This is a genomic window from Streptomyces sp. NPDC002181, from assembly GCF_042890485.1.
Classification (GTDB): domain Bacteria; phylum Actinomycetota; class Actinomycetes; order Streptomycetales; family Streptomycetaceae; genus Streptomyces.
In genome coordinates this window covers 161,381-171,532 of sequence record NZ_JBIASC010000004.1, presented here as the reverse complement: position 1 = coordinate 171,532, position 10,152 = coordinate 161,381, and the positions used below count along the sequence as shown (strand labels likewise).

The following is a 10,152-nucleotide window of genomic DNA, read 5'->3' as shown; positions in this document are numbered from 1 at the left end:
CTGGCAGAACACCGCGTGGCCTGGGAACACTGAGGCGCCGGGGGCGGCCGACGACGGACGCGGCGCCGGAGGCCCTGTCGGGGCCCGGGGCGGCGCTCTTGCGCGGCGTTGGACAATGGAGGGTGGCCCGGAAGGATCCCGAACGCGCACCAGGAGGACACGCATGGCAGAGCCCGAGCGGACGACCGAGCGGAAGCCGCGGCCCGCGCCGCTGCTCTTCGAGCCCTCGGAGGCCGCCACGGACCCGGAGCACTTCTTCGATCTGGAGTCGATCGAGGACCCGCGGGAGCTTCTGGCCCGCGCCACCGAGCTGACGCTCGCCTTCCGGGCGGCGCAGGAGCGGGCGGTGGAGTTCCAGGCCCTGGCCGCTGCGCAGCTCGCCGATCCGCGCCGGTTCGACCGGCTGCCGCCGGCGGAGATCGCCGAGCAGGCGGACTGGACCGAGGACTACGCGCTCAAGATGATCGAGTTCGGCGAATCCCTCCAGCAGGAAGCGGGCCCGGACGTCCCGTAGGAGCCCGCGGGGTCGCATCTGGCATATGCGGGGCGCAACATAGCCCACCATCCCCCGCCCTGTCCGGGTTTTGCGTAACTCCTGGAAACCGCATCGCTACCCCCGGTACACCGGAACGTATGACGACGCTGACGACGGCACCCGCCTGCCCCGCCCCGCACGCACGCACTGCCACCCACGTCACCCCGCAGGGCGCCGCCTGGCTCGCCTCCGCGTCGGCGCATCCGCACGTCACCCTCGCGCGCTGGGAGGCCCGGGCCACCGCGCCCGCCGTGCTGCCCTGCGGGACCGCCTTCGACGTCGTCAACGTCCCCCTCGTCCTCGGCCGCCGCATGCTCGACCTGCTCTGGGCCGAGGGCCCCGGCTCCGGGCCCGTCGCCGTGCACCGCGGCCGGATGCTGCTGTTCACCACCACCGGGACCGCGCACCGCCTCCCCGCGCTGCTCGCGTGGGAGGAATGGGGCAGCGCCGTACCCGCGCCGCTGTGCCACGGCCACGGCGACGCCGTCACCGTGCCTCCGCTCGACGCCACCCCCGGCCCGTCCCGCTGGGTCGTCGCCCCGGACACCCGCTCCCCCTGGCTGCCCGGACCCGAGGCACTCCTGTGGGCGTACCTGCGCGCCGCCCGAGCTGCGGATATCGATTTTTCCTTCCGGCCATCTCCCTGCTAATGTCTTCCACGTCAGACAAGCGCCGCTAGCTCAGTTGGTTAGAGCAGCTGACTCTTAATCAGCGGGTCCGGGGTTCGAGTCCCTGGCGGCGCACAGACGGAAGAAGGCCCCCACGCGAGTGGGGGCCTTCTTCGTGTTCCGGCACCCCGCACTACGTGGTGATCTTGACTGTGTACGCACCCGACGGAGTGCGGTCCGCCACCTCGATCCTGATCCGCTCCCCCGGCACCGTGAACGCCTCGCCCACCTCCAGCGGCGCGTCCGCGAGCGGCGGGTACACCGAGCGGTCCCAGCACGCCTCCGAGTCCGGATGGCCGTCGAGCACCTCGATCGGCCCGCCGCCCGAGGCCGCCTCGTTGCGCACCCGGTAGACCAGGACACCCTCCGTACAGGTGTCCCCGTCGTTGCCGGCGGAGCCCCGCGCCTCGACCGCGATCACGCTGCCCGTACCCGTACGGACCACCGCGAGCCGGGTGCCGCCCGTGGCACCCGGCGCCGGGGCCTGGCCCAGCGGCAGCAGGGTGTGCAGCGAGGAGCCGGACTGCACGCAGTCCACCTGGGAGGAGTCCAGCCAGCCCAGCTTCCACTTGTGCCAGGCGAACAGGTCCGGCGCCATCCCGAACTGGCTGCCCATGACGTCCCAGTCGCCGACGTACGTGTCCCAGTCGCCCTTGCCGTCGCTCGGCCGGTGGTAGAGGTCGGGCAGGTCGAAGACGTGCCCGGTCTCGTGCGCGAGCACGTTGCGGTCCGGCGGGTGCCGCTCGAAGACGGTCACGATCCGCCGCAGGTCCGTCCCGTCCGCCCTGATCGGCCGGTCGAAGTTGACGACCTTCGTGGCGTCCGAGTCCACCCCGGGCGCGTCCGGGTCGGCGACGAAGTACACGACGTCGTACTGCGAGAAGTCCACCTCCCGGTCGGCGGCCGCGACCGCGTCGCGCAGGTACGCCGCCCGGTCCTGGGCCGCCCAGTCACGCTGTATCCCGTACGCCGTCGACGGCTTGGGCATCCGGATCCACTGCTGCTGCGGGTGCGGCTCCAGACGGAACCTCCCGTACGAGGCCCGCTCGAAGAAATCGCTGGTCGCGGGGAAGTAGTCGCCCGTCAGCTGCTCGGTCGTCAGGGTGGTCCGGTGGTCGGGGAAGGAGAGGAAGACCATGACCGCGTGGAGGGTGCGCTCCGGCTTGGGGTAGGCGCGGTTCCACGTGTCGAGGCCCAGGGAGTGGTGCGCCGACGTGCGGGTCAGGGCGCACGGCGCGGCCCCCGGATCGGCTACCGCGGGACCCGCGACGAGCGACATGGCGGCGAGCGCCGTCAGGGAGGTGAGCGCGGCCGCCGTACTCGTCATGCGGGAGCGTTCCACTCCCCCGGGTGTCTGCTGTCGCGGCACATCGACCTCCGGTGGTGGATTCGTACCATCTCGCTCCACCCTGAGGGGATTGTCTTACTAATGCCCTGTTCCGCTGCCCCACAAGAGTGAGCGCTACGGCAAGCCGGTGACCCGGGGGGTTCACCCACATGCCTACAGAACGTCACGACCGATCACCGGAGATCAGCAGGAGACTTTCGCTGCTCAGAGCCGTGCAGAAACGATCGCCCGGGACCCGCCCGAAGAGGCGTCAGCACGCCGAAGTCCCGTGCCCCGCACGGCGACGCCGCTGGATAGGGCCGTACGGTGCCTCTATGATCGGCACACTTTCCTGCACGGACACTCACGAGCACTGCGGGAGCCAACGGTGAGCGGAACCTCAGAGGGAACCGGTTCGGCGGCCGACAGCATCCGACCGGCCACTACGGAGCGTCACCAAGCGGTGCCGGTCATGCCGCCGTCGCCGACCCGCACCGACTCCGAACTGCGCGATTACCGGGCCGCCTTCAACGCGGCCCACCTCGCCATGGCCGTCGTCGACCGCTCCGGGCACGTCGTCGCCGCCAACGCGGCGCTGGCCGGGCTGCTCGGGGCGGAGCCGCACGCGCTCGTCGAGCAGCGCGCGGCCGATCTGGTCGATCTGGGCGCCGAGGCCCGTACCTGGCAGGCGTACCAGGAGGTGCTGCGCGGCCGGCAGGCCAGGCTGCGCTGCACCCGCCGGCTCAAACACCCCGACGGGCACTCGCTGTGGACCGAGGTCACCCTCGGGCCCGTGCCCGGCACCCGGGACGTGCTGCTGTCCGTCGCCGACATCAGCGACCGCCGCGACCTCCAGGCCCGGCTGCGCCACCTCCAGATGCACGACCCGGTGACCCGGCTGCCCAACCGGGCGCTGTTCTTCGAGCGGCTCTCCGCCGCCCTGGAGGCCTCCTCGTACGAGCAGGGCGGCACCGGCCGGATCGGGCTGTGCTACCTCGACCTCGACGGGTTCAAGGCCGTCAACGACACCCTGGGCCACCGGGTCGGGGACCGGCTGCTGACCGCCGTGGCGGCCCGGCTGACGCAGTGCGCCGACCAGTCCGGGTACGGCCGCACCGGCGGGCACCTGGTGGCGCGGCTCGGCGGCGACGAGTTCGCCCTGCTGGTCGAGGACTCCACCGGCACCGATCAGCTCGCCGACCTGGCGCGGAGCGTACTGGCCGCCGTCCAGGAGCCGTTCGACCTGGCCGGGCAGCGGCTGTCGGTCTCGGCGTCGATCGGGGTGGTGGAGCGGGCCGCGGACGGGACCTCGGCGACCGGGCTGATGCAGGCCGCGGACACGACCCTGTACTGGGCGAAGGCGGACGGCAAGGCCCGCTGGACGCTCTTCGACCCGGAGCGCAACGCGCACCGGATGACCCGCCAGGCGCTGACCTCGACCCTTCGGCCGGCCGTGGAGCGGGGCGAGTTCGAGCTGGAGTACCAGCCGCTGGTGGACCTGGAGAGCGGGGCGGTGCGCGGGGTGGAGGCGCTGGTGCGCTGGAACCACCCGCAGTTCGGCATGCTGACGCCGAATCGGTTCATCGGAATTGCGGAAGAGGACGGCTCCATCGTCCAGTTGGGGCGGTGGGTGCTGCGGACCGCCTGCCGGCAGGCCCGGCGCTGGCAGATCGAGCAGCCCAGCGACTCCCCGGTCTTCGTCTCCGTCAACGTGGCGGTCCGCCAGGTGTGGGACTCCGACCTGGTCGGCGACGTGGCGGAGATCCTGGCCGAGACGGGGCTCGCCCCGCAGCTGCTCCAGCTGGAGCTGACCGAGTCGGCGGTGATGGGCTCCGCCGGGCGGCCGCTCCAGGCCCTCCAGGCGCTGAGCGACATGGGGGTGCGGATCGCCATCGACGACTTCGGCACCGGGTACTCGAACCTGGCGTACCTCAGCCGGCTGCCGGTGTCCGTGCTGAAGCTGGACGGCTCCTTCGTACGGGGCTTCCGCTACGAGGAGGGCACCCACCCGAACCCGGCCGACGAGACCATCGTCGAGGCCCTCGTGCAGCTCGCGCACCGGCTGGGGCTGACGGTCACGGCGGAGTGCGTGGAGACGGCCGGACAGGCGGCCCGGCTGCGGCGCGTCGGCTGCGACACGGGCCAGGGCTGGCTGTACTCGCGCGCGGTGGCCCCGGAGCTGATCGCCGAGATGATCGGCACCCGCCCCGGGGCCTGAACCCGGTGCAGGTCAGCCCCACGTCCCCGTGCGGGGCGACCTCCTCCGCGCCCCGGGTGGCGAGGGCGGCTACGGCCGCTCCGCCGTGGCTGAAATCCGCCCATAGGGACCGCCGCACCAGAACACCCTTGCGATGATCTCGTCGCTGCCCCGAATCGGGGCGCGACCGTTCGACAAGGGGGAACCATGAAACCGACCCGAGCTGCACTCGTCCTGACCGCGACCGCGCTGGCCCCGGTCCTGCTGCTCTCCGCGCCGTCCTTCGCGGCGGCTGCGGCCGCCGCGCCGACCGCCCCTGCGGCGGCCACGGTCGTGGACTCGGACACGGACAACGCCGCCGCCATCGCAAAGATCTTGGCCGACCCCGCCAGTGGCAAGGCCGTGAAGCAGGAAGCCCAGAAGGCCCTGGACGGCACCCCGGCCGACCGCGTGGCCTTCCTCGCCACCGGCTTCGCCAAGGCCCAGGACGAGGACAACCGCGTCGCCATCGTCCGGATCCTGGCCGGCAAGCCGGGCAAGGGCGTGACCCGCGAGGCCAACGCCGCCCTGGACGGCACCCCGGCCGACCGCGTCGCCTTCCTCGCCACCGGCCTCGCCAAGGCCCAGGACGAGGACAACCGCGTCGCCATCGCCAAGGTCCTGTTCGCCAACCCGGCCACCGGCAAGGCCGTCAAGCGCGAGGCCGACAAGGCCCTGGACGGCACCCCGGCCGACCGGACCGCCTTCCTGAAGACCGGCCTTCGCCTGGCCCAGGCCGAGGACGACCGCGTGGACGTCGGCCGGATCCTGGCCCGCCCCGGCATCAGCGACGCCCTGCGCGCGGCGGCCCAGAAGGTCGTGGACGGAACCCCGGAGGAGCTGCGCCACTTCATCACCGTCGGCCAGTACCAGGTCTGACCGCCTGCGGCAGCCCCCGCCGGGGGCTGCCGCTCCGGCGTACGGTCAAAGGCTGCGCACGAAGGCGGCGCATGCCACGGGGACCGGTGTCCGGAATCCGGCAGCCATGTGGCACACCTCCGCCCCGCACCGGGGGAACCGGGTGCGGGGCGGGGTGCCGCTCGGCGCGGGGTGGGGGGAGATCAGCAGGCGCCGAGGTCCTTCCAGACACCCCACTCGCCCGTGGTGCCCGGGGTCTCGTTCTGCGTCCACCACTGGGCCTTGTACTTGCGGCCGTTGTAGGAGACTTCCTGGCCACCGGTGTAGACGGTGCCCGCGACGTACGCCGGGGTCGAGCCGCAGCCCGTGGTCGGCGGGGTGGTCGGCGGCGTCGTGGGCGGGGTGGTCGGCGGGGTCGTCGGAGGCGTGGTGGGCGGAGTCGTCGGGGGCTGCGTGGTGCCGCCGAGGGCGTCCGAGATCTGGTTCAGCAGCGTGGTGTTGTTGTCCAGGCCGAGCAGGGAGTACATCATCGCTCCGGCCAGGCCGCGCTGCTTGCCGTAGTCGACCCGGGCCTGGATGGACTTCTGGTTCAGGCCGGTGAAGAACTCGCCGTCCTTGTAGAAGTACGAGGCCTTGGCCTGGTCGTCCCAGAAGGTGCTCGCCGGGTTGTCGACGATGCCGCCGAGCTCCTTGTAGTTGGCGATGCCGGCCTGCTGGCTGGTGGGCCGGGCGCCGGAGGCGCCGGTCGCGGGCTGCGCGAGGCCGCCCGCCGTCCCCGCGGGGACGCCCTTCCAGCCGCGGTAGTAGAACTCGTAGCCCAGCGTCAGCTTGTTGGCCGGGAAGCCGCCGGCGATGCCGTAGGCCGGCTTGCCGTCGATCCACGAGTCGATGGCGTTGTCGATGCTGTACTTCTCGGTGCCCGGGGCGATCGGGTCCGTCGGGTCGTTGGCACCGGAGTACAGCGGGGACTGGTGGTACGTCGGCCCGTCGCCGTCCCAGGCGCCGTGCATGTCGTACGTCATGATGTTCGCGTAGTCGAGGTACGCGCCGATCTTGTCCGTCTCGATGTACTTGATCTTGTCTTGGCCGGCCGGGAGGGCCGAGGTCAGCAGGTACTTCTTGCCGCCGTTGGCCGCGCCGTAGGCGTCGAGCTGCTCGCGGAACTCCTTGAGCAGGAGCGTGAAGTTCTGCTTGTCCTCGGGGGCGTAGTGGTTGCCCAGGTGGCCGCCGGAGGAGCCGGGGTACTCCCAGTCGATGTCGATGCCGTCGAAGATGCCCGCCGCGCTTCCCGCGCCGCCGTAGCCGCCCTCGACCGGCAGGTTGCCCTTGATGTACTGGTCGATGCAGGAGGAGACCAGCTTCTTGCGGGAGGCGTCGGTCTTCGCCGCGTCGCTGAAGTACTTCGAGTACGTCCAGCCGCCGATCGAAATGTTGATCTTCAGGTTCGGGTACTTGGCCTTGAGCTGCTTGAACTGGTTGAAGACGCCGACGATCGGCTGGTCCCACTTGTCGGCGACGCCGCTGACACTGTCGGCCGCGCTGAACGACTTCTGGTAGTCGGCGTACGAGTCGCCCGCGCCGTCACCGGCGTTGGGGTTGTTGTCGTCGCCCGCCGCCTTGTTCGCCTCGAAACAGGTGAGGTTGGTGGGGTGGATATTGCCGAACGAGTAGTTGATGACGTCCAGCTTGCCCGCTATGCCGCGGGTGTCGAGGTGCTTGGGATAGAAGGCGTTCCCGTACACGCTCCACTGGTCGTAGTACGCGATCTTGACGTTGCCGCCCGCGCCCGCGGCGGTGGCGGCGTCGGCGGCCTGCGCGGTGCCGAGCCCCGCGAAACCGGCCAGCGCTCCGGCTGCCAGCGCGGCCGTGGCGGCGGCCGCGATGAGGGGTTTACGGATGTGCATGAACTGCCTCCGGGGGGTGGGAGGGGGAAGCGAGAGGTTCGGGTGGGAGAAGTGATAGCGATCATCCGAGGCCCGAGTCAATGGTTTGGACCAAAGAAGGACTAGACCAATCACGGGGTAAATCCCCTAGTCAGAAGCTTGCGCGCGCACAAAAAACCGCCCGCCACCCCGGGTGACGAGCGGTTTAAGGCTGCCTTATGGCCATCTCCGCGCAAGGTTCCGGCAACAAACCAGCCGGACCGCCCTCCGCGCGGTCAGTCAGCTCGGGGCGCCTCCACCGGCATCCCGTACGCGTCCGCGACGAGTTCGTACGAGCGCAGCCGGGCCGCGCCGCCGTGTGCGTTGGCGGTCAGCATCAGCTCGTCGGCGCCCGTGCGCTCGGCCAGGTCGTCGAGGCCCGAGCGAACCTCCTCGGGCGTGCCGTGGACCACGTTCGCGAGCCAGCCGTCCACGAACTCCCGCTCCAGCGGGGAGAAGCCGTACGCCGCCGCCTCCTCGGGCGTCGGGACCAGACCGGGCCGGCCGCTGCGCAGCCGCAGCATCGACAGCGCGCCCGTGAGCACCTGGGCCCGGGCCTGCGCGCCGGTGTCGGCGGCGAGCGCCGAGACGCCGATCACGGCGTACGGGGCGTCCAGCACGGCCGAGGGGCGGAAGTGCTGGCGGTAGAGGTCCAGCGCCGGCAGGGTGCCGGCCGCCGAGAAGTGGTGGGCGTACGCGAAGGGCAGGCCGAGCTCGGCGGCGAGGCGGGCGCTGAACCCGGAGGAGCCGAGCAGCCACAGCGGCGGCCGCCCGGCGGGGCCCTGCACGGGACCCGGCACCGCGTGCACGCGGGCGTACGGGTGCCCGTCGGGGAAATCGTCGTCGAGGAAGCGGGTGAGCTCCGCGAGCTGCCGGGGGAAGTCCTCCGCGGCCTCGTCGAGGCGGCCGGGGCCGCGCAGGGCGGCGGCCGTGCGGCCGTCGGTACCGGGCGCGCGGCCGAGCCCGAGGTCGATCCGGCCCGGGGCGAGCGCCTCCAGGGTGCCGAACTGCTCGGCGATGGCGAGCGGCGCGTGGTTGGGCAGCATGACCCCGCCCGAGCCGAGCCGGATGCGGGAGGTGTGGGCGGCGAGGTGGGCCAGGATCACCGCCGGGGAGGAGCTGGCCACCCCGGGCATGGAGTGGTGCTCGGCGACCCAGTGGCGGTGGTAGCCGCGGGATTCGGCGAGGCGGGCGATGGCGACGCTCGTACGCAGGGAGTCGTGGGCGGTACTGCCGCTGCCCACCGTGACGAGGTCGAGCACCGAGAGCGCCACCGGTGCGTCGCCGCGTATGGCGCCCCGGATCGGATCCCGGTGGGCCCCGCGCCCTCCGCGATCCTCGCGGCCGTCCCCGTCCGCACCCCGACCCGCGTCCCCGGTGTCACTCATCGTCGCTCCCGCCTCGCTTCGCCGTCCGTACGAAGAACTCGAACCATCGGCGGCGCGCGGGCATTCCCGGCATCCCCGGACAGCAGGCGTGACCTTGGCATATGCCATGGGGGCAGAGACCGGCGGAGGGACGTGAATGAGCCATCAATCTCCTCAACAGGCGCTCCACGTGGGCCTCTTGATGGCTATCGTGGTAAGGCAAGCGGTAACAACCTGCTAGGGGGAAACCGTGGCGCTGAAGCCCGAGCCGACCGCGCCGTTCCATTCGGTGCAGTACGCCCTGCGCGTACTCGAAACGATCGCCCGCCACACCGGCGGCGTGACCGACGTACAGATCGCGCGTGAGACCGGCCTGCCCGCGGTCCATCTCGCCCCCATGCTCCTCATGCTGCGCCGCGAGGGGTACGTGCTCCAGGTGTCGGACGGCGCCTACGCCATAGGCGACTCCCTCGTGCTGCTCGGCTCCGGCATAGACAGGCAGCAGGCCCTCCAGAGCAAGCTCCAGGAGACCCTGGACCGGCTCCGGGACTCGGTGGGCGCGGCGGTCTACATCAGCCGGTACGTGGACGGGGAGGTGAAGATCACGCAGTTCGCGGACAGTCCCCGCACCCCGAAGGTGCACGAGTGGGTCGACTTCCGCTCCGCGGCGCACGCCAGCGCGGTCGGCAAGTGCCTGCTGACGCAGCTCGACCAGAACGGGCGGCGCGACCACCTCTCGCGGCACAAGATCGCCCGGCTCACGTCGAAGACGATCGTGAACGAGCGGATCCTCTTCTCCAAGCTGGACGCGCAGCCGGCCACGGTTCCGGTGCTGGACCTCCAGGAGTACGCGGTGGGAACCGTCTGCGCCGCGGTGCCGATCACGGCCGGAGCCTCGGTGGGCTGCCTGGCCCTGTCGATGCCGGTCGAGCACGCGCACCGGCTGCGGGCCGCCGCGGAGGCACTGAACCGCAAGGCCGCGCCCCTGCTGCTGTCGCTCACGCTCTGACCGGGTCCCGCGCCGCCGGGGAATGCGGAGGGGATGATGCGGAGGGGATGCGGAGGGACCGGAAAACACTTCGGGCGGTTCCCGGTGAACCGGAAACCGCCCGAAGTACAGGTGCGCCGCCAGGGACTCGAACCCCGGACCCGCTGATTAAGAGTCAGCTGCTCTAACCAACTGAGCTAGCGGCGCCTGACAGAGAAAATACTACCTGCTCCTCAGGGGTGCTCAAAACC

Annotated in this window: 7 protein-coding genes, 2 tRNA genes and 1 pseudogene; 6 read left to right on the top strand and 4 right to left on the bottom strand. The window is 71.5% G+C overall.

The features are described 5' to 3' along the window. Positions 1 to 163: 163 nt before the first annotated feature. The 3 genes and pseudogenes from ACFYXV_RS13225 to ACFYXV_RS13215 all read left to right on the top strand — a co-directional run bounded on the left by ACFYXV_RS13225 (position 164) and on the right by ACFYXV_RS13215 (position 1,278). Positions 164 to 514, top strand: coding sequence for a hypothetical protein (locus ACFYXV_RS13225; protein ID WP_383492647.1), 351 nt, complete (start codon positions 164 to 166; stop codon positions 512 to 514). Between the two features lie 119 nt (positions 515 to 633). Beyond that, positions 634 to 1,224 (top strand): annotated as a pseudogene (locus ACFYXV_RS13220) (hypothetical protein); the annotation flags it as partial. Next, positions 1,205 to 1,278, top strand: a tRNA-Lys gene (locus ACFYXV_RS13215). The pseudogene ACFYXV_RS13220 and the gene ACFYXV_RS13215, both read left to right, overlap by 20 nt. A gap of 58 nt (positions 1,279 to 1,336) precedes the next feature. Here ACFYXV_RS13215 and ACFYXV_RS13210 read toward each other — a convergent pair. Further along, positions 1,337 to 2,530: a M6 family metalloprotease domain-containing protein gene (locus ACFYXV_RS13210; RefSeq protein WP_389382907.1), complete on the bottom strand. Its 1,194-nt coding sequence runs from the start codon at positions 2,528 to 2,530 to the stop codon at positions 1,337 to 1,339. A 472-nt stretch (positions 2,531 to 3,002) separates the two neighbouring features. Between ACFYXV_RS13210 and ACFYXV_RS13205 the strand changes: the two genes are divergently transcribed. Beyond that, positions 3,003 to 4,748: a putative bifunctional diguanylate cyclase/phosphodiesterase gene (locus ACFYXV_RS13205; protein ID WP_389382906.1), complete on the top strand. Its 1,746-nt coding sequence runs from the start codon at positions 3,003 to 3,005 to the stop codon at positions 4,746 to 4,748. A 186-nt stretch (positions 4,749 to 4,934) separates the two neighbouring features. Beyond that, complete coding sequence (locus ACFYXV_RS13200; RefSeq protein WP_389382905.1) at positions 4,935 to 5,645, top strand: ALF repeat-containing protein; 711 nt, start codon at positions 4,935 to 4,937, stop codon at positions 5,643 to 5,645. A gap of 182 nt (positions 5,646 to 5,827) precedes the next feature. Here the strand turns inward: ACFYXV_RS13200 and ACFYXV_RS13195 are convergent, their stop codons facing one another. Beyond that, a complete protein-coding gene (locus ACFYXV_RS13195; protein ID WP_385462118.1) occupies positions 5,828 to 7,528 on the bottom strand; it encodes a glycosyl hydrolase family 18 protein in 1,701 nt (566 codons plus the stop codon). A gap of 254 nt (positions 7,529 to 7,782) precedes the next feature. Then, complete coding sequence (locus ACFYXV_RS13190; RefSeq protein WP_389382904.1) at positions 7,783 to 8,934, bottom strand: LLM class flavin-dependent oxidoreductase; 1,152 nt, start codon at positions 8,932 to 8,934, stop codon at positions 7,783 to 7,785. Between the two features lie 229 nt (positions 8,935 to 9,163). Here ACFYXV_RS13190 and ACFYXV_RS13185 point away from each other — a divergent pair, with 229 nt between their 5' ends. Then, a complete protein-coding gene (locus ACFYXV_RS13185) occupies positions 9,164 to 9,922 on the top strand; it encodes an IclR family transcriptional regulator (protein ID WP_383492633.1) in 759 nt (252 codons plus the stop codon). A 112-nt stretch (positions 9,923 to 10,034) separates the two neighbouring features. Here ACFYXV_RS13185 and ACFYXV_RS13180 read toward each other — a convergent pair. Continuing rightward, positions 10,035 to 10,108: transfer RNA gene (locus tag ACFYXV_RS13180), tRNA-Lys, on the bottom strand. Positions 10,109 to 10,152: the final 44 nt, after the last annotated feature.

Excerpts from the sequence above, each read along its gene's own strand:
- ACFYXV_RS13205 (WP_389382906.1), top strand. The coding sequence starts at position 3,003 with ATGCCGCCGTCGCCGACCCGCACCGACTCCGAACTGCGCGATTACCGG.
- ACFYXV_RS13210 (WP_389382907.1), bottom strand. The coding sequence starts at position 2,530 with ATGACGAGTACGGCGGCCGCGCTCACCTCCCTGACGGCGCTCGCCGCC.
- ACFYXV_RS13190 (WP_389382904.1), bottom strand. The coding sequence starts at position 8,934 with ATGAGTGACACCGGGGACGCGGGTCGGGGTGCGGACGGGGACGGCCGC.
- ACFYXV_RS13200 (WP_389382905.1), top strand. The coding sequence starts at position 4,935 with ATGAAACCGACCCGAGCTGCACTCGTCCTGACCGCGACCGCGCTGGCC.
- ACFYXV_RS13195 (WP_385462118.1), bottom strand. The coding sequence starts at position 7,528 with ATGCACATCCGTAAACCCCTCATCGCGGCCGCCGCCACGGCCGCGCTG.
- ACFYXV_RS13225 (WP_383492647.1), top strand. The coding sequence starts at position 164 with ATGGCAGAGCCCGAGCGGACGACCGAGCGGAAGCCGCGGCCCGCGCCG.